We start from the raw sequence: 19,278 nt of genomic DNA, 5'->3' as shown, positions 1-19,278 counted from the left end.
TATGGGTCGTTTATTTGGAACAGATGGTGCGAGAGGAATCGCAAATACCGAGTTAACCTGTGAATTAGCAATGCAGATTGGACGTGCTGCGGCAGTGGTATTGACACGGCATAGCCAAGAAGAAAAGCCAATGATTTTGATTGGGCGGGATACCCGTATTTCATCCAAAATGCTGGAAGCTGCACTGGTAGCTGGCTTATGTTCTGTAGGTGCGGATGTCACCTTAATCGGTGTAATTCCTACCCCCGCAGTTGCTTATTTGGTGGGAAAATATGGATGTGACGCTGGGATTATGATTTCTGCATCCCATAATCCGGTGGAATTTAATGGAATTAAAATTTTTAATAACCAAGGCTATAAACTGTCTGATGAGATTGAAAATGAGATTGAAGCTTTAATTTTGGACACCCCTGATCAAATTCCATTGAAACAAGGGGTAGAATTGGGTAGAGTATTCCAGCGCCGTTCCGCTGTCCATGACTATGTCAGCCACATTGCAAGCAGTATTGATGGGGATTTGAAAGGGTTACGGATTGCTGTGGACTGCGCGAATGGTAGTGCCAGCACAACCGCTGATTTATTGTTCCGCAGTTTAGGTGCGGATCCAGTGATTATCCATGCGGAACCAAATGGGGAAAATATCAACGACCGTTGTGGTTCTACCCATATGGAGAGTTTGCGTGTCTATATGATGGAACATAACTGCCAGGCAGCAGTTGCCTTTGACGGAGATGCGGACCGCTGCCTTGCGATTGACGAAAACGGCGATGATGTGGATGGCGATAAAATGATTGCCATTTTCGCTAAGGATATGAAAGAACGTGGTTGCCTAGCAAATGACACCGCAGTAGTTACTGTGATGACTAACCTAGGTTTTTTCCACTTTACTGAAAAAGAGGGTATCAAGACCGTTGCCACCAAGGTAGGTGACCGTTATGTACTGGAAAATATGCGTCAAAATGGTCATGTGTTAGGTGGGGAACAATCCGGACATATTATTTTCAGCGATTATGCTTCTACCGGGGATGGACAACTTTCCGCAGTACAATTGTTGAGCATTATGAAACGCACAGGAAAATCTTTGTCTGAGCTGGCTTCTATTATGGAACGATTCCCACAGGTACTGTTGAGCGTACAAGCGGACGCAGTAGCGAAAGATAAGTTTAACCAAGATGAAGACTTAAAACAGATGATTGTGGATAAGGATGATGCCTTAGGGAAAGATGGCAGAATTTTAGTTCGTCCATCCGGTACAGAACCAATTATCCGTGTGATGGTAGAAGGAAAAGACCATCAGGAAATTACAAATATCGCAAAGGAAATTGTATCTTTAATCGAGTCCAGAATTTAATGAGTAAGAAGGGAGTATGCAGATGAGAGTTGCAGCGGATTGGAAGGATTATGAAATTATAGATACTTCCAACGGAGAAAAATTGGAGCGTTGGGGGAAAGAGTTCTTTATTCGTCCAGATCCACAGGTGATTTGGCATACTCCACATCAGCATCCTTCCTGGAACCAGATACATGCTCATTATCATCGTTCCAATAGTGGGGGCGGCTCCTGGGAATTTTTAAAGCCCATTCAATCCCCAAAAACAATCTCTTATAAAGGGTTGCGTTTTAAAATAGAACCCACTGGCTTTAAACATATGGGACTATTTCCAGAACAGGCTGTTAACTGGGATTATTTTCGGGAACTCATTCAGTCAAGTGAGCGGCCAATCCAGGTATTAAACCTGTTTTCCTATACCGGTGGGGCAACCCTTTCCTGCGCAGCAGCGGGAGCTTCTGTTTGCCATGTAGACGCCTCAAAAGGGATTGTTTCTTGGGCAAGGGAAAACGCCGTTTTATCCAAGTTGTCTGATCGGCCAATCCGTTGGATTATTGATGACTGTGAAAAATTTGTGATGCGGGAAATCCGCCGTGGCAGAAAATATGATGCCATTATTATGGACCCACCTTCTTATGGAAGAGGGCCAGGCGGTGAAGTTTGGAAACTGGAAGATAAAATTTATGATTTGCTCAACCTGTGTTCCCAGGTATTATCCGACCAGCCACTTTTCTTTGCGTTAAATTCTTATACCACAGGGTTATCCCCTTCTGTTATGAGCTATCTGTTGGGAACAACAGTGGGAACCCGGTTCCGTTCTATTACAGCGGATGAAATCGGGTTACCAGTGAGCAATTCTGGCTTTGTGTTGCCTTGCGGTTCTACTGCGATCGCGGTAAATGAAATCTGAATAAATGTTACAATCAAAACCGCCCGACCTGGCTTTTCAGGCGGACAGGAGTTCAACTAGGAGAACCTTATGAATGAAATGATTCAAACAAAAGATTTGTGTTTTGAATACCAAGGGGAAGAACAAAATACCCAGGTGCTAAAACAGATGAACCTTTCAATCCGTAAAGGGGAATTTATAGCTGTTTTAGGGCACAATGGTTCTGGAAAATCCACCCTTGCCAAACACTTTAATTCCATATTGATCCCTACCAGCGGTACAGTATATGTGGAGGGAATTGATACTTCTCAGGAAGAATTGGTGTTTGACGTGCGTCAGCGGGTTGGCATGGTATTTCAAAATCCAGATAACCAGATTGTAGCCACCTTAGTGGAAGAAGATGTGGCGTTTGCCCCTGAGAATTTAGGAGTACCACCGGAAGAAATCAGAAGTAGGGTAGATTATTCCCTCAAGGCGGTGGGAATGTACGAATACCGCAACCGTGCCCCACATCAGTTGTCCGGCGGACAGAAACAGCGTGTTGCGATAGCCGGGATTATCGCTATGCAGCCGGATTGTATTGTATTGGATGAAGCTACTGCTATGTTGGACCCAAGAGGGCGGCGAGAAGTGCTGGAAACAATCCAAAAGTTAAACCGTGAATTGGGGACAACCATTGTCCATATTACCCATTACATGGAAGAAGCGGTTTTAGCGAACCGTGTGGTTGTGGTAGACAATGGAGAGATTTTATTGGATGGAACGCCAAACGAGGTATTCCGCCATGTAGAACAATTAAAACAGGTGGGGTTGGATGTCCCTCAAGTAACTGAACTCATGTATGAGCTGCGCAAAGATGGCTTTGATGTACCGGAAGATGTATTGACAGAGCAGCAATGTGTGGCAATCTTATCAAAGTTATTGGAGGGTTAAGACGGTGGCAATTATTAAAACAGAACATCTTGTGTATACCTACAATACAGGAACACCACAGCAAAAAGTCGCGGTGGACGATGTTAATTTAGAGATTGAGCAAGGGGAGTTTGTCGGAGTAATTGGCCATACTGGTTCTGGTAAATCCACCTTGATTCAGCATCTAAATGGTTTGCTCGCCCCATCTTCCGGAAAAGTATATGTGGATGGGGAGGACATCTGGGCAGATAAATCCAAGCTGCGCCAAGTCCGCTTTAAGGTTGGTCTGGTGTTCCAATATCCAGAATATCAGTTATTCGAAGAAACAGTGGCAAAAGATATTGCGTTTGGTCCAAAAAATATGGGGTTATCGGAAGAAGAAATTGACCAACGGGTACAAGAAGCCGCTAAGTTCGTCGGGCTGCCTAAAAGCTATATGGAAAAAAGCCCATTTGAACTATCCGGTGGACAGAAACGCCGTGTAGCCATTGCTGGGGTAATTGCCATGCGTCCAAAGGTGTTGATTTTGGACGAGCCTACAGCGGGGCTTGATCCAAAAGGACGGAAGAAGATTTTGGGGCAGATTCAGGAATACCATCGCCAGGAACAGAATACGATCCTGTTGGTTTCCCACAGCATGGAAGATGTGGCGCAATACGCTTCTAAAGTCTTAGTTATGAACAATTCCAGATTATTTGCCTATGATACTGTGGATGAAGTTTTCTCTAAAATAGAACAGCTCAAAGAAATGGGGCTTTCTGTACCACAGTTGTCTGAGGTGTTTTACCAGTTGCGCCAAAAAGGGTTTGACGTCAACACCAATATTTATACAGTAGAACAGGCAAAGGAAGAATTGTTGAGAGCGTTGAAGAAAGGAACCGAATTATGCTGAAAGATATTACCATAGGACAATACTTTCCAGGGAATTCGGTTGTACATCGTGCCGACCCCAGGACAAAAATTATCTTAACATTTGTTTATATCGTGTTGCTGTTTTTGATTGATAATCCAATTGGATATATTTTAACTATTGGGTTTACACTATTTTTGTATGGAATTGCACGTATTCCAGTAAAAATGATTTTAAAAAGTTTAAAACCAATTATTCCAATTTTGATTTTTACGGCTATTTTAAACATGTTTTTTGTTTCGGGCGATCCGTTGGTGAAATTTTGGATTTTTTCCATTAGTGGGAAAGGAATTAAAACCGCAATTACTATGGCAATCCGGATTTTATGTCTGATTGCGGGGTCATCCATATTGACGTATACCACATTACCGATTTCATTGACCGATGGGATTGAACATCTACTCCGGCCATTGAAAAAACTCCATTTTCCAGTTCATGAACTGGCGATGATGATGACAATCGCTTTGCGGTTTATCCCTACTTTGATTGAGGAAACGGATAAAATCATGTGTGCCCAAAAGGCAAGGGGGGCGGATATGGAAAGTGGAAATCTGCTGCAAAGAGCAAAAGCGTTGATTCCAATTTTGATTCCGTTATTTATTTCCGCTTTCCGACGTGCAGAGGAACTGGCTATGGCAATGGAAGCCCGCTGCTATCATGGTGGGGAAGGCAGGACCAGATTAAAACAGTTGAAATACTCTAAAGTGGATTTCGGATGTTACATTATTATGGTGCTATTAATTGCCGTTATTATTTGTTTAAATTTATTTGTACCATCATTTTTTTAAAGGATCACTATGAGAAACCTTTTATTTGAAATTTCTTATAATGGAAGTCGCTATCATGGATGGCAGGTACAGCAGAATGCAATTACTGTCCAGCAGGTAGTACAGGATAGTATTGAAAGGCTTTTTCAGAAACGCCTGGATATTTCCGGATGTTCCCGGACAGACACTGGAGTACATGCCAACCAATATTTTTTCCATATGAAAACCGAGTCTAAAATTCCTTGTAACAATATACAGCGGGCAATGAACACATCTCTGCCAGATGATATTGTGGTGTTGGGGTGTTCAGAAGCCCCATTGGATTTTCATGCCCGGTACAGCTGTACAGGAAAAGAATATGTTTATCAAATTTGGAACGCGGAATATGGCAACCCTTTTTTGCAGGATATGGTATACCATTACCGCTATCCACTTCGGATAGAGCGTATTCAGCAAGCAATGCAATATTTGCTAGGAACCCATGATTTTTCTGCTTTTTGTGCTTTGCATACCGATGTGGAAGATAAAACTAGGACGATTTTCGATGCCAGAGTAGAGCAAGAAGGAAATTTGATCAAGCTGGTTTTTCGAGGAGATGGGTTTTTATATAATATGGTGCGGATTATGGTAGGAACACTGTTATTTGTATCCGAAGGAAAAATCCAACCAGAGCAGATTCCAGAAATCATCCAAAAGAAGGATAGAAGCTTAGCTGGAAAGACAGCGCCAGCCCGAGGGTTGTATTTAAACCGGATTTTTTATTAACGATATGAACCAAGATATTAAGACTATATTCATGGAAGCGCAATGTATATCCAATAAAATAAAATTAATCATACAAACTGTAGGGACAGTATGAATCATAAATCGAAAATGAGTAAAAACAAAATACCATTTATGAGGATGTAGTGCCCTTGCTGATACCATATAAAATGGTTAGCAAAATTTTAGTACAAGGAGAACAAAATGGCACGTGTTAAGAACATAGAAGATTATCGAAAAAAAAGGCGCAAAAAGGTTCTGCTAAGACGTGTGCTGTTTTTTTTATTTATTATTTTTATTGTTCTTGGCGGATGGATGATATATCGTTCTTATCAAAATTCCATTGTAGATCAAGGGGTGGCAGAGCAGAAAAACACCAGTTTTCCTGTCTCATTAAAAGGGGATGCTATAAAAGGCTTTACCATGTGTGGCAGTAATGTTGCGCTGCTAACAGATAAAGAATACATGTTATACAGTGCCAAAGGAAGAACATTGCAAACCGTTCAGCATGGTTATTTTAATCCAAGTATTAAATCTTCTTCTAAACGGATCCTGATTTATGATATTAGTGGAACAAAATTTATGGTGGCGAATAAATCAGGGACTATTTTTGATTTATCGACAGAGCAAAAAATTCTGTTTGGAGAAATTGCGGACAATGGCAATATAGCGATTATAACCCAGGATGACCGTTATCAGTGTCGGCTAACGGTTTATGATTCCACTGGTCAGGAAGTATATAAATGGTATTCGGCAGAAGCACTGGTAACCTCCCTTGATTTTACTGGCTCAGGGAAAGGCTGTGTCCTTACAGCGGTAAACACAAAGTCCGGTATTATGCAGTCAGAGCTGATTAAATTGGACTTTGATAAAGAGCAGGAAATTTTTAAGCAGACGATGGAACAGGGAATGGCCGTATCCGTTGTTGTCAAATCCAGTGGGAAAATACAGATGGTGACGGATACTGCGGTCGTCACATTGGATGGTAATGGAAGCCAGATTTCTAGTTACGATTTTTCAAAAGATTTAAAATATTATGTAAATACATCGGGCTATACTGTTGTGCTGCAGGGGGAAGAAGTAAAAGATAACCAAAAATTAACAGTATTGGATTCCAATGGAGGGACGGTAGCGGAGACGACAATCAACGATCAAATCCGAGATTTGGACACAGATGGAAACTATGTTTATTTATTGACCAACCAACAGGTACAAAAATACAACATGAAATTAGAGTTAAAGGGTTCTATTGAAGACCAGGCTGTGGTTAGCCGCATTATCGGAAAAAACAATACTGTATATGGAGTGAGTACCTCCAAGTTAGAATGCAGTTCGTTGTAATAGGAGGCCAAATATGACCAGTATTATTTTGGATTGCTTTGTAATAGGGCTACTTTGTTTATGTGTTTGGGTTGGATACCGGAAAGGGCTAGTGGCTTCTATTGTTTCGTTAGGTGGATATATCATTTCCCTTTTGGCAGCTACCTGGTTGGGAAAGCTATTTGCCCCCATGGTATTTGAACGTTGGCTTCGATCTGGAATGATTGAGAAGGTTGGAGAACAACTGGCTAGTGCAGGCAGTGTAGAGGAATTACAAGCTGCCGTCAACCAAATTTCAGATAAAATACCCGGCTTTTTAAATGGAATCCTGTTTCAGGGGCAAACAGCTTCGGACTATATGGCATCCCATTTGGGGGATAGTGCCTCTTCGATAGCACAAGATCTGGTAGACCAGTTTTTGGGCCCTGCTACCATTTTTTTATTAGAGTGTATTTTATTTGTCATTTTGTTTGCTGTTTGTAGGCTGTTAGTTCATATTATTTTAAAAATAGCGGTGACTATCAACTATATACCGGTCATTGGCACGGTGAATGGTTTGTTGGGCGGCTGTGTTGGCGTATTTCAGGCAGGTGTTTACTTATTGTTGTTGGCAATGGTTTGTGAGATTATTATTCTCTTTACCCACGACAGTTTAGGCTGGCTGAATACCCAGCAAATAGAGTCTACCTATTTATTTGCTATGTTTTACCGTTTTAACCCATTACACTTCTTTTAATCTATTTTTATTGCAGTAAGTTCATAAACTCGGTATTTATTCATAATATATTACTTGAATTTCTGTTTTATCCAGTGCATAATGGTATTTGTTATCCCAAAAGAGGGGTTGTATTTTGTGTGGTTCACACTTTACGATAAAAGGAGATCAACATGATTTGTAGCAGATGCAAAAAAAGAATGGCTGTTGTTTATGTATCCCGTCAGGAAAACGGTCAGACAATTAATGAAGGGTTATGTTTAAAATGTGCGAAAGAGCTAAACATCCCTCAAATTAAAGAGATGACTGAAAAAATGGGAATTACAGATGATGATATTGAAAACATGAGCAATCAGTTAATGACCATGATGGAGGAAGACTTTGAGCCAGGTGGAGCGGATGTCATGAATCCATTTGTCAGTGGAATGTTTGGCAATGTCAATGGAAATGAAATGGCAGTACCTGCTGAACAGGATGAGGACACGGAAGAAGATGGTTCCGATAAGGATAAAAAATCCAAAAAGAAAAAGAAAGAAAAATATAAATATTTAACTACTTATTGCACTAATTTAAATTTACGTGCCCGCAATGGGGAACTGGATAATATTATTGGAAGGGATCGGGAAATCTATCGTGTAACTCAGATTTTATCCCGCCGTACCAAAAACAATCCTTGCTTGATTGGGGAACCTGGTGTTGGTAAAACAGCAATTGCGGAGGGGATTGCCCAGAAAATCGAAGCCAAAGAAGTTCCTTTCCGTTTGGCTGACAAAGAGGTTTATTTGCTGGATATGACAGCGTTAGTGGCTGGTACACAATTCCGTGGCCAGTTTGAAAGCCGTGTCAAAGGATTGATCAGCGAAGTAAAAAAAGCTGGCAATGTTATTTTGTTTATTGATGAAGTGCATACTTTAGTGGGAACGGGGGATTCTGAAGGTTCCATGAGTGCCGCCAATATTTTGAAGCCAGCATTATCCCGTGGGGAAATCCAGGTGATTGGTGCCACTACCTTTAATGAATACCGGAAACACATTGAAAATGATTCCGCGTTGGAACGCCGTTTCCAACCAGTTACAGTGGATGAACCTACGATTTCCGAAACTGTTGACATCTTAATGGGGATTAAAAAATACTATGAATTACATCATAGGGTACTGGTATCCCCTGAAATTGTCCGCAGTGCGGTGGAACTTTCCGAACGATATATTACAGACCGTTTTCTGCCAGATAAAGCGATTGACTTGTTGGATGAATCCTGTGCATGCCGCTCATTACGCTGTAAAGAGTTGACGGAATATGACCGTTTGAACAAACAGTTAAAAGAGCTGTACCAGGAAGAGGAAGATTTATCATCTGAAACAGAAAACCCTGATTATGAACGGATTGCCAACGTAAAATCCGAAATCAGTAAAGTAAAAGAACATTTAAAAGAGTTGGAGCCAAAGGTAATGAACATCCGTGTTACCATGGAAGATGTGGCAAGGGTGGTAGAATTATGGACAGGTGTTCCAGCAAATAAAATTCAGCAGAATGATATTAAACGTTTGACCACATTGGAAGATGAACTGAAATCCAAAGTGATCGGGCAGGACCATGCAGTAAAACTGGTAGCGGAAGCAATCAAACGGAATCGTGCCCAATTGAGTAAGCGCCGCCGTCCAGCATCGTTTATTTTTGTTGGTCCAACTGGTGTGGGAAAAACAGAGCTGGTAAAGGTGTTGGCATCTACTTTATTTGACGGGGTTGATCCATTGATCCGTTTGGATATGTCCGAATACATGGAGAAACACGCTGTTTCCCGGTTGGTTGGTTCCCCTCCAGGATATGTGGGGTATGACGATGCTGGCCAGTTGACCGAAAAAGTACGCCGTCGCCCTTATTCTGTCATTTTATTTGACGAGATTGAAAAAGCTCATCCAGATGTGATGAATATCCTGTTGCAGATTCTGGATGAAGGAAAGGTAACAGATTCCCATGGTAGGACTGTAAACTTTGAAAACACAGTCATTGTAATGACTTCCAATGCTGGTTCTAGCACCAAAACTGGTGTGGCAGGCTTTAATAAAACGGAAGACCAGGTGGATCAGGAAAAAGCAATCCGAGCTTTGTCTGAATTCTTGCGTCCTGAGTTTATGAGCCGTGTGGATGAAATTGTGGTATTCCACCACCTAACCCAGGAGAATATGGAAAAAATTGCCTGCTTAATGTTGGACGAATTGAAAGAAGTATTGGCAGAAAAATACATCAAATTCCATTATGACCAAAAAGCGGTTGTTTACTTGACCAAACAGTCGGATGGAGCTCGTTTTGGCGCTCGTGAATTACGGAAAACTATCCGTAAAAAAGTAGAAGATGGAATCGCGAATATTATGATTACCAACACAGATGAAGTGTTAACATCAATTGAACTTTCCGAACAGGATGGGGAATTACTATTCCAAATAAATCAGCAATAGAATAAAAGCCTATTATTGTTATTTGCAATAATAGGCTTTTTTCGATATAGATGGATTTCAAGTAATTTTTTGCTGGATGGAGTTTTGATCGGTTTATAAATTTTTTACCTGTATTTGTAGCCCTTGCATCACCTGTAAAGCAGCTTGATTTAATTGGCTATCATTGCTGGCAACACAGTGCGCATCCACAATTACTTCTGCTTCTGGTAAAGCTGTTTTTGCCAAAATTGCGTTGGAGATGACACAGATATTAGAGACGATTCCAACCAGTTCAATTTCTTCATAGTTTCCACGCTGTAAAAAGGAAATCAACTCTAAGGAGCCAAAGCTAGGTTTCAAAATAACAGCGTCTTTCTCCTGTTTTTCTTCTGCTACTTTTCCAAATAGTTTCCATCCTTCTGTATGTTGAATACAATGGACTATGGGGAGATATTTGCCCTCTTTTGTATCCAGGTAGTTCTTCTGGTGGGTGTCAAATGTAAATAGGACATCTTGGTTTTCCTGATGGTATTGTTTTATTTTTTCATAAATAGGCTGTTCCAACTGTTCAGCTTCTGGAAAGCCCAGGCTTCCGTTGACAAAATCCTTTTGATAATCCACCACAATTAATAATTTTTTCACTCCAATACCTCCATTCTTGATAAGAAAAGCTTTTTCTTGTATTATAGCATAAACCAAATGTAAAGTGGTATGCTATTTTTGAGGTGATTTGTTATGAAATCAGAAATCAATTTAAAAGATTTACCAATGGGTTTGGGAATGGCATTGGCACAAAACACAGACGCAATGAAAAAATTTGTGGATTTATCCAAGCCAGAACAAGCCGCTATTATTGACCATACGCACAGTATTCACAGCAAACAGGAAATGCACGATTATATCAATCAAATTTTTGGAGCAGGGCTATAACTTAGCTGGATTTTAGCACAATTTTGAATCCTTCACATATGATATAGTAAGCAATTGCTTCCGAGGTATACCTCAATATCATTTTATTATAGGAGGATTCTTATGGCAGAAAATCAATTTGGCACATTTGGCTGTGGAAATTCTGACGAATTTAAAGAAGCCGTTTGTATCGATGCCGCAAGGATTTACGATTCCTGTGGAGATAAGGATTGTCTTGCTGACTTAAGGGTGTATTTTACTGATGTTACCCAGCCTATTATCGATACTGCTTACACAGTAAAAGCAAAAAACGTGGATGTTGCCAGCGCCTATTTATCGGTTGAGCCGGTACCGTTTAACAAAGGGTTTTATTCGGTGGACATCACATATTTTTTCTTGGTTCAGTTAGATGCCTATACATCTCCGGTTAATCCGCCGACAGCTGTGTGCGGTTTGGCAACAGCGAACAAAAAAGTAATCTTATATGGCAGCGAAGGCAGTGTAAAAGTATTTACTAACGATCAGAATGAACAGGATTATATTGCGCCAAAATACCTTCCAAAGGCACGTTTGCAGGTGGCACAGCCTATGTTGCTTTCCTGTGATTTGTGTGATTGCCCAGAACCAAACCTGGATTGTTGTATTTCCGTTCCAAACTGTGTATGCAAACAATTTGAAGGTTCCTTTGAATGTGTATTACCACAAAGGATGGTTACTGTGACAATTGGCTTGTTTTCCATTATCCAGTTGGAACGCCAAGTACAAATGATGATCCCTGTTTATGATTTTTGTATTCCAGATAAGGAATGCACCACCACATCAGATAGTCCTTGCGACATCTTTGAAAAAATTCAATTCCCAGTGGATCAATTTTTCCCACCCCGCATTGATGATTGCAGCAGTGATTGTGGAGAATGCGGCAAATAGTTCCATCAACTCAGGCGGTAAACTTCTGGTTTTATACCAGAGGGAACCGCCTGTTTTTTATCTCTGTATATTTGATTTTATTGATATAATTTGCTATAATAAAAGAACAATTGGCATATTATACAATTTCGTGCCACAATCAATGGAGATAGTACAATATAGGGGGTTCGTTTTACATGAAGGTCCAGTTGATTTCTTATACACCAAACCCAGAAAAAACTGTAGCTTGTGCTGCAAAACTCTGTTATAGTCCCATTGGGATTGATCAGGTTTATGACGGGTTAACCGAAGAAAAAGCCAGGGATTTTGTGGACATGCTATCTAGCATGGGGCATGAGAGCCCTATTGAACATGTCAGCTTTACCTTTGGAATCGAAGGGGTATCTCGTGCATTTTTGGCGCAGGTTACTCGTCACCGTTTAGCATCTTACAGTGTGCAAAGCCAACGCTATGTAAAAGAAAATCAATTTGAATATGTAACACCTCCTGAAATTGAGGCTGATCCAAAGGCAAAAGAGATTTTTATAAAAGCAATGGAACAGGATATGGAGAACTATCATGCCTTGGCTGATCTTTTAGCGCAAAAGCATTACCAGGAATTTTTAGAACAAGGATGCACAGAAAAACAGGCTCGTTCCAAAGCAGAAAAAAAAGCGATTGAAGACGCCCGTTTTGTTCTACCCAACGCCTGTGATACCAAAATGATTTTAACCATGAATGCTCGTAGTTTGATGAATTTTTTCCATCATCGTTGCTGCAATCGTGCTCAGTGGGAAATCCGTGCGGTTGCCAATGAAATGCTGCGGTTGGTTTATCAGGTTGCCCCAGCATTGTTCCGGAATGCAGGACCATCCTGCTTAACTGGAAAATGTCCAGAAGGAAAAATGTCCTGTGGAAAAATGGCAGAAGTAAAGGCCTATTTTGAACAATTAAAGCAGGAAAGCGGGGAAGAATAATATGGAACGGTATCAAGAGATTTTAAACCGAATTAATGAATTGGCAAGGACTGCGAAAGAGCGAGATTTAACCCCTGCGGAACTGGTGGAGCGGAATGAACTGCGCCAGGAATATTTAAAAATGTTCCGTGCAAGTTTTAAACAACAGTTGATGGGAATTAAAGTGGTGGACGAACAGGGAAATGATGTTACTCCAGAAAAATTGAAACAAGCACAAAAAGAGGAGCAAGATAAGTAATGCCAGAACGACACTTAATCGTAATTGATGGCTTGGATGGTAGTGGAAAAGCTACTCAAACAGCATTGTTAGCAGAGTATTTTCAATCCAAAGGAATTCCAGTGCGGAAGGTTACATTTCCTGATTATAACAGTAGGTCATCCGAATTGGTAAAAATGTACCTGAATGGAGAAATTTCTAACAATCCAGAGGATATCAACGCCTATGGTGCTGCTGGATTTTATGCGTCAGACCGGTATATCAGCTATTTGACTGACTGGGGAAAAGATTATCAAAGGGGAACATTAATTTTGTGTGACCGCTATGTCAGTTCCAATGCAATCCATCAGATGGTAAAATTGCAGGAAAAAGATTGGGACTCTTTTTTGGATTGGTTGCAGGATTATGAATATGATAAATTGGGGCTTCCACGTCCGGACCAAATCCTATATTTGGATATGCATCCGGATGTATCCCAGAAATTATTGAGCGCCCGTTATCAAGGGGATAACTCGAAAAAAGATATTCATGAAAGCAATCTGAATTATTTATTAAACTGCCGGAAAGCGGCTTTGTACGCAGCAGAAAAATTGGGTTGGACGGTGATTCCTTGTAGCGATAGCCAACAACCCTATACAATTGAAACTATTTCGGAGCAAATCAAAAGAATCATTGGAAAGTAAGGGTATTATGTTGGAATTAAAAGAGATTGAGTTAACGGACAAACCTTGGGTGGATGAATTACTTTCTTATTCGGATTTCCGCGGATGTGAGTATAGTTTTTCCACCATGTTTTTATGGAAATTTATTTATAAAACCAGAATCGCCCGCGTCGGGGATAGATTAATTGTTGGGTCAATGGTAGACGGAAAAATCAGCTTTTTATTTCCGCCAGGTAAAGGGGAGTTACGGCCGGTAATCCAAGCAATGGAAGAATATTCAGTCCAGTTGGGGCAGCCGTTTTATCTTCACAGTGTCAACAAACAGGCACAGGAACAGCTGGAACAGGAATTCCCAGGAAAATTTGAGTTTACCGAAACTAGGGATTATTTTGATTATATTTATTTCACCGAGAAATTAACTACTCTTTCTGGAAAAAAACTTCATTCTAAGCGGAATCATATTAACCGTTTTTTGGAAAATAATGAGGGTAGATGGTCATATGAACCAATTACACCGGAAAATAAAGAAGAATGCCGACAGATGAACAAACGTTGGTGTGCTGTGAATGACTGCTTAATGGATGATGAAAAATTAAGCGAGCAATGTGCTGTTGCGCAGGCATTTCGGCACTTTGATGCACTAGGATTAAAAGGTGGATTAATCCGTGTGGACGGAGAAGTGATTGCCTATTGTATGGGGGAACCTTTAAATTCTGATACCTTTGTGGTCCATATTGAAAAAGCGATGTCTGAGATTCAGGGAGCTTATCCAATCATCAACCAACAATTTGTAAAAAATACTTGTCAAGATTATCAATATATCAACCGTGAAGATGATACTGGTGCGGAAGGATTGCGCAAAGCAAAGCTCTCTTATTATCCAGCATTATTAGAAGAAAAATGCAATGCAGTTGCAGTTAGGTGAGAACAGAATGATTGAATTTGCAACCAAACAAGATATTCCAGCGTTACAGGCAATCTGGATGGCATGTTTTAGCGACCCAGATAGCTATATCCAATCTTATTACGAACATCGCGGGGAAGTTGCCAAAACTTTAATTATGCGGGAATCGGATGGAACCGTTTCTTCGATGTTGGATATGATTGATATTACTTTAGTTTCCAATGGTAACCGATATCCAGCTTTTTATATTTATGCTGCTTCCACTTTGCCAGAATATCAGGGGCGTAGGTATATGCACAGTTTGATTGAGTATGCCTGTGATTTTGCGGCAAGAGAAGGAAAAGTCGCTTCACTGTTAATTCCCCAGACAAAAAGCTTGGTAGATTTCTATGAAAAACAGGATTTTACAACACCAATCCTGATTGGACAAAAAGAATACCCAGCAAAAAGCACAGCTTCTATTTTATCCCCTTTATCAGAACAAGAATTTGTTCAGATGAAATTAGAATATGAACGTAACCATTCCAGTTATTTGGAACATAGTCCGGAGATGATTGCTTTAATCTATCAACAGGTAAAGATTGCGGGCGGATTTGTTACCAAAATTGAAACTGAAACAACCAGCTCTTATGCTGTGTATTATAAAGAAAAAAGGAAGTTGTGGGTACAGGAAATTTCCTCCCAGGAGGAAAGCTTAGAAAATGACCTGTCTGCCATTTGTGAGTTTGCGGATGTAAAAAAGGCAGAAGTGTCTTTTCCAGGAAATACAAGGCTTTATGGTTTGGCACGCATTTTACGGCCTTGTGATATTGATTGGACAAAGTTTTATATGAATACAATGTTAGATTAAGGAGGAGTTTATCATGGTATACTTATTTTTAGCAGAAGGTTTTGAGGAAGTGGAAGCGTTAACTCCATTGGATTATCTCCGCCGTGCTGGAGTTGAAGTATGCTCTGTTGGGGTGACGGGGCAGATTGTGACCGGATCTCACGGGATTATGGTACATACGGATATTACTCCAGATCAAGTGAATTTTGACCAGATTGAAATGATTGTACTGCCAGGTGGTATGCCAGGTACTTTAAATTTAGAGAAAAACCAGATTGTCCAACAGGCAATTGATGTTTGTACAGCAAACCATCACATAATTGGTGCAATCTGTGCAGCTCCAAGTATTTTGGGACATAAGGGTTTGTTGCAAGGAAAAAAAGCAACCTGTTTTCCAGGATTTGAACCGGATTTAATCGGAGCGAACTACCAAAATCAACCAGTCTGTGTGGACGGTACGATTATTACTTCCCGTGGGGCTGGGGCCGCTCAACAATTTAGTTTTGCTTTAGTAGAACAGCTTTTGGGTAAGGAGAAAGCCGAAATTCTGGCTCAACAGGTACAATGGTAAAACAGGATATTCGCCCAATAAAACAGGAGCTCCGCCAAAAATATAAACAAATCCGGCGGACCATGGACCCACAGATGAAACAAAAAAAGGATAATGATATTTTTGAAAGGGTCATTTCATTAAAGCAATATCAACAGGCGGATATGTTGATTACGTTTGTTTCCACTGAAATAGAGGTGGATACTCATCAGTTGATGGCACATGCTTGGAGTACAGGCAAACGAGTGGTTGTGCCTCGTTGTATTGATGGAACCCGATTGATGGATTTTTGTGAAATACAATCCATGGAGGATTTAGAACCTAGAACATTTTCTGTATTAGAGCCAAAACAAAATTGTTATATTTTAAACCAATTTCCGAATTCGTTTTGTATTGTTCCTGGTTTGTCTTTTGATTTATCCGGCTTCCGTTTAGGGTATGGAAAAGGATATTATGACCGGTTTTTAAACCAGTATGATGGAACTACAGTTGGAATTTGTTATTCCAGCTGTTTACACCCATCTTTGCCTCATGGAAAATATGATAGGGCAGTACAATGGCTGGTAACAGAAAAATTTAAGAAGCACCTAGAAAAAAGTAGTAATAAATAGGAGGGAATCCATGTCAGAACAGGAAAAGGATCAACAAAAAATAACGGAAGAACCAGTAAAAGAACAGGAAATTTCGACAGTGTCTGCTTCAGATATACAAGATGATACAGTGATTTTTAGCAGTACTTCTGATAAAGAGTTTTTAGCAGAAAAGGAAGAAAAAAACTCAATAGAACAGCCAAGCCGTAAATCAGTGAAAAAGAAGAAAAAAGGAAAAAAGTGGACAGGATTTTTAGTAGCCGGAATAATTATTATCATTTCTATTGGGCTTGCATTCACCATTTTAACAGGTTTTAACGATGTATTTGCCTTGAGTAAACCAGCGATATCAGCAGATATTGAAATTCCTTCCGGTGCTACTACTGCGCAAATTTCCAAATTACTAAAAGAGGAAGGTATCATTGATCAACCATGGTTATTCCGCTTTGTAGTAAAAATGCGTGGAGAAGGTTCTGGATTTCAGGCGGGAGTCCATAGTTTTAGCGCAAAATGGGACTATGACGCGATTATTGAAGAATTGAATATGGTGCCATCAGAAAATCCGAATGTGATAAAAATTACTTTTCCAGAGGGTTCTACCTTGGATGAAATTGTGCGTTTATTAGAAACGAACGGCGTTTGTGATGGAGACCAGTTCTTGCGGGCTTTAGAGGAGAATTCGTTTGACTTTGCCTATCAGGATATGCTCACAGAGGAAAAGAATGATTCTAAATATCATGTGATGGAAGGATATGCTTTTCCAAATACCTATAATTTCTTTAAAAATGAGGATGCAGAATCTGTTGCGCGTAAGTTTTTACAGGCATTTGATGAACATATGCAAGAAGCAAACCTTTATGAACAGATTAAATCCTCCGAATTTAGTTTGGATGAAGTGATTACATTGGCTTCTATTGTCCAGGCTGAGGCTGGAAGTATAGAGGATATGCCAAAAATAGCATCTGTTCTAATGAACCGTATCCATAATTCTGACCAATACCCGAAATTGGAATGTGATCCTACTAAAAGTTATGCGAAGGAAATTTCAGGGAATTTAAAATCAGAAGGAACATCGGATGCTATTGCGGAGGCGTATGATACCTACGTTACACCTGGTTTACCCCCAGGGGCAATTTGTAATCCGGGAATTGATGCCATCCAGGCTGTCTTACATCCTGCAACTACAGATTATTATTATTTCTGTGCTAATATTGAAACAAAAGAATGTTTTTATGCAAAAACATTAGAAGAACACAATCAAAACCTGAAAAAAGCCGGTTTAATATAAGGGGGATTTCGTTTTTGAACAATCAAAATCAATCATTTCCAAAACTATTGTCTCCAGCGGGGGATTTTGAACGTTTGGTTGCAGCAATCCGTTTTGGTGCGGATGAAGTATATCTTGGAGGATCCCAATTTGGCATGCGTGCGGTATCCGCAAAGTTTGATTTTCCCATGTTAAAAAAAGCAGTAGATTATGCCCATGAACATGGTGTACGGGTCTATTTAACTTGTAATACAGTTCCCACAAATGAGGAAGCAGACCAGCTGCCGGAGTTTTTGAAAAATGCCCGGGATGCTGGTGTGGACGCTTTTATTATTGCGGATATGGGGGTTTTTGCGGCGGCAAGAGAGTATGCACCAGAAGTTGAAGTTCATATGTCTACGCAGACAGGGATTGTTAATTACCGTACTGCCAATGAGCTGTATCGTATGGGAGCAAAACGTGTTGTTTTAGCCCGTGAATTAAGTATTGACGATATCCGTACCATTCGAGAAAAAACACCTTCTGATTTGGAAATTGAGGTTTTTGTACATGGCGCTATGTGCATGTCTTTTTCTGGCCGTTGTTTGTTGTCTCATTATCTAGTTGACAGGGACGCTAACCGGGGAGAATGCGCCCAGCCTTGCCGTTGGGGATACCATTTAGTAGAAGAAAAACGCCCAGGCCAGTATTTTCCGATTTTTGAGGATGAAAAAGGGAGCTATATTTTAAATGCCAAAGATCTTTGTTTGATTGAATATATTGACCAGTTGGCACAAGCTGGTGTTACTAGTTTAAAAATTGAAGGAAGGGCAAAATCCTCTTATTATGTTTCAGTTATTACCAATGCTTATCGGATTGCCTTGGATCAATATCAGCGGGATCCAGAACATTTCCAGTTGGAACCTTGGCTGTTGGATGAGGTTTGCAAAGTGAGCCATCGCAGATATAACACAGGATTTTTGCTTGGCCGTCCTGAAGATGGACAGTATTATGAAAATGGTGGCTATTTGAGAAATTTTGATGTTGTGGCAATTGTGGACCGTACAGATGGTGAATTTGCGTATTGCACCCAAAGAAATAAATTTTTGGCTGGGGATACCGTAGAGGTATTGGAGCCGGGCAAAAAACCTTTTGAGATGGTAATCAGTCAGATTTTTGATGAAGAAAACCAATTGGTAGATTCCGCCTGCCATGCAATGATGAAATTTAAAATCCCCTATCAGGGAGTATTACAGACTGGCACAATCATCCGTAAAAATAAAGCGGAATCGTAGTTCTAATTGGCTCCTTTTTACAATAGAAAATTTCTTTTACCATGGCAATAACCTATTTCAATGGATAAAAAATTTTTTCTACATCTAATGGATACTAATTTTGACTATATTTTTAATAAAATGATTAGAAGTCGATTTCTTCCTACTTGTATG

General features: G+C 40.2%; 21 protein-coding genes. 20 read left to right on the top strand and 1 reads right to left on the bottom strand.

Going from position 1 to position 19,278, the window contains the following annotated elements; translation table 11 throughout:
• Position 1: 1 nt before the first annotated feature.
• From glmM to H8Z77_RS06145, 9 genes are all read left to right on the top strand, one after another.
• Positions 2 to 1,351, top strand: coding sequence for a phosphoglucosamine mutase (gene glmM / locus H8Z77_RS06185; protein WP_186996500.1), 1,350 nt, complete (start codon positions 2 to 4; stop codon positions 1,349 to 1,351).
• 22 nt (positions 1,352 to 1,373) lie between these two features.
• On the top strand, positions 1,374 to 2,240 hold the full coding sequence (locus H8Z77_RS06180; RefSeq protein WP_186996499.1) for a class I SAM-dependent methyltransferase: 867 nt from the start codon (positions 1,374 to 1,376) through the stop codon (positions 2,238 to 2,240).
• Between the two features lie 69 nt (positions 2,241 to 2,309).
• Positions 2,310 to 3,152 (top strand): energy-coupling factor transporter ATPase, encoded by an 843-nt coding sequence (locus H8Z77_RS06175; protein ID WP_069989360.1) that lies wholly within the window; start codon positions 2,310 to 2,312, stop codon positions 3,150 to 3,152.
• A gap of 4 nt (positions 3,153 to 3,156) precedes the next feature.
• Positions 3,157 to 4,023, top strand: coding sequence for an energy-coupling factor transporter ATPase (locus tag H8Z77_RS06170; RefSeq protein WP_186996498.1), 867 nt, complete (start codon positions 3,157 to 3,159; stop codon positions 4,021 to 4,023).
• Positions 4,017 to 4,829 (top strand): energy-coupling factor transporter transmembrane component T family protein, encoded by an 813-nt coding sequence (locus H8Z77_RS06165; RefSeq protein ID WP_186996497.1) that lies wholly within the window; start codon positions 4,017 to 4,019, stop codon positions 4,827 to 4,829. The genes H8Z77_RS06170 and H8Z77_RS06165 overlap by 7 nt, the downstream gene beginning before the upstream one ends.
• 9 nt (positions 4,830 to 4,838) lie before the next feature.
• Complete coding sequence (gene truA, locus H8Z77_RS06160) at positions 4,839 to 5,573, top strand: tRNA pseudouridine(38-40) synthase TruA (RefSeq protein WP_069989354.1); 735 nt, start codon at positions 4,839 to 4,841, stop codon at positions 5,571 to 5,573.
• A 201-nt stretch (positions 5,574 to 5,774) separates the two neighbouring features.
• The gene (locus H8Z77_RS06155; protein ID WP_069989353.1) at positions 5,775 to 6,911 is read left to right on the top strand and encodes a DUF5711 family protein; all 1,137 of its coding nucleotides are present in this window, start codon (positions 5,775 to 5,777) and stop codon (positions 6,909 to 6,911) included.
• 13 nt (positions 6,912 to 6,924) lie between these two features.
• A complete protein-coding gene (locus H8Z77_RS06150; protein ID WP_186996496.1) occupies positions 6,925 to 7,626 on the top strand; it encodes a CvpA family protein in 702 nt (233 codons plus the stop codon).
• A 152-nt stretch (positions 7,627 to 7,778) separates the two neighbouring features.
• On the top strand, positions 7,779 to 10,061 hold the full coding sequence (locus H8Z77_RS06145) for an ATP-dependent Clp protease ATP-binding subunit (protein WP_186996495.1): 2,283 nt from the start codon (positions 7,779 to 7,781) through the stop codon (positions 10,059 to 10,061).
• Positions 10,062 to 10,154: 93 nt separating this feature from the next.
• Here H8Z77_RS06145 and H8Z77_RS06140 read toward each other — a convergent pair whose 3' ends face one another.
• Positions 10,155 to 10,682 carry a cysteine hydrolase family protein gene (locus H8Z77_RS06140; protein ID WP_186996494.1) on the bottom strand — a complete coding sequence of 176 codons (528 nt, stop codon included), beginning with the start codon at positions 10,680 to 10,682 and terminating at the stop codon, positions 10,155 to 10,157.
• A 93-nt stretch (positions 10,683 to 10,775) separates the two neighbouring features.
• Here H8Z77_RS06140 and H8Z77_RS06135 point away from each other — a divergent pair, with 93 nt between their 5' ends.
• The 11 genes from H8Z77_RS06135 to H8Z77_RS06085 all read left to right on the top strand — a co-directional run bounded on the left by H8Z77_RS06135 (position 10,776) and on the right by H8Z77_RS06085 (position 19,125).
• Positions 10,776 to 10,970 carry a hypothetical protein gene (locus H8Z77_RS06135; protein ID WP_069989347.1) on the top strand — a complete coding sequence of 65 codons (195 nt, stop codon included), beginning with the start codon at positions 10,776 to 10,778 and terminating at the stop codon, positions 10,968 to 10,970.
• Positions 10,971 to 11,072: 102 nt separating this feature from the next.
• A complete protein-coding gene (locus H8Z77_RS06130) occupies positions 11,073 to 11,876 on the top strand; it encodes a hypothetical protein (protein ID WP_186996493.1) in 804 nt (267 codons plus the stop codon).
• A gap of 176 nt (positions 11,877 to 12,052) precedes the next feature.
• Positions 12,053 to 12,832, top strand: a complete 780-nt coding sequence (gene thyX, locus H8Z77_RS06125; RefSeq protein WP_069989345.1) for an FAD-dependent thymidylate synthase — start codon at positions 12,053 to 12,055, stop codon at positions 12,830 to 12,832.
• 1 nt (position 12,833) lies between these two features.
• Positions 12,834 to 13,070 carry a DUF896 domain-containing protein gene (locus tag H8Z77_RS06120; RefSeq protein ID WP_186996492.1) on the top strand — a complete coding sequence of 79 codons (237 nt, stop codon included), beginning with the start codon at positions 12,834 to 12,836 and terminating at the stop codon, positions 13,068 to 13,070.
• Complete coding sequence (locus H8Z77_RS06115; protein WP_186996491.1) at positions 13,070 to 13,732, top strand: dTMP kinase; 663 nt, start codon at positions 13,070 to 13,072, stop codon at positions 13,730 to 13,732. The genes H8Z77_RS06120 and H8Z77_RS06115 overlap by 1 nt, the downstream gene beginning before the upstream one ends.
• Positions 13,733 to 13,739: 7 nt before the next feature.
• Complete coding sequence (locus tag H8Z77_RS06110; protein ID WP_186996490.1) at positions 13,740 to 14,636, top strand: DUF2156 domain-containing protein; 897 nt, start codon at positions 13,740 to 13,742, stop codon at positions 14,634 to 14,636.
• Between the two features lie 7 nt (positions 14,637 to 14,643).
• The gene (locus H8Z77_RS06105; protein ID WP_186996489.1) at positions 14,644 to 15,465 is read left to right on the top strand and encodes a GNAT family N-acetyltransferase; all 822 of its coding nucleotides are present in this window, start codon (positions 14,644 to 14,646) and stop codon (positions 15,463 to 15,465) included.
• 13 nt (positions 15,466 to 15,478) lie between these two features.
• Positions 15,479 to 16,015, top strand: coding sequence for a DJ-1 family glyoxalase III (locus tag H8Z77_RS06100; protein WP_069989334.1), 537 nt, complete (start codon positions 15,479 to 15,481; stop codon positions 16,013 to 16,015).
• Complete coding sequence (locus H8Z77_RS06095; RefSeq protein ID WP_186996488.1) at positions 16,009 to 16,605, top strand: 5-formyltetrahydrofolate cyclo-ligase; 597 nt, start codon at positions 16,009 to 16,011, stop codon at positions 16,603 to 16,605. Before H8Z77_RS06100 ends, H8Z77_RS06095 begins: the two co-directional genes overlap by 7 nt.
• A 10-nt stretch (positions 16,606 to 16,615) precedes the next feature.
• Complete coding sequence (gene mltG / locus H8Z77_RS06090; RefSeq protein WP_186996487.1) at positions 16,616 to 17,872, top strand: endolytic transglycosylase MltG; 1,257 nt, start codon at positions 16,616 to 16,618, stop codon at positions 17,870 to 17,872.
• 14 nt (positions 17,873 to 17,886) lie between these two features.
• Positions 17,887 to 19,125 carry a peptidase U32 family protein gene (locus tag H8Z77_RS06085; RefSeq protein ID WP_270739728.1) on the top strand — a complete coding sequence of 413 codons (1,239 nt, stop codon included), beginning with the start codon at positions 17,887 to 17,889 and terminating at the stop codon, positions 19,123 to 19,125.
• Positions 19,126 to 19,278 lie beyond the last annotated feature (153 nt).

Source organism: Clostridium facile, from assembly GCF_014297275.1.
GTDB classification, from domain to species: domain Bacteria; phylum Bacillota; class Clostridia; order Oscillospirales; family Ruminococcaceae; genus Massilioclostridium; species Massilioclostridium facile.
This window is presented reverse-complemented; position numbering and strand designations above follow the sequence as displayed.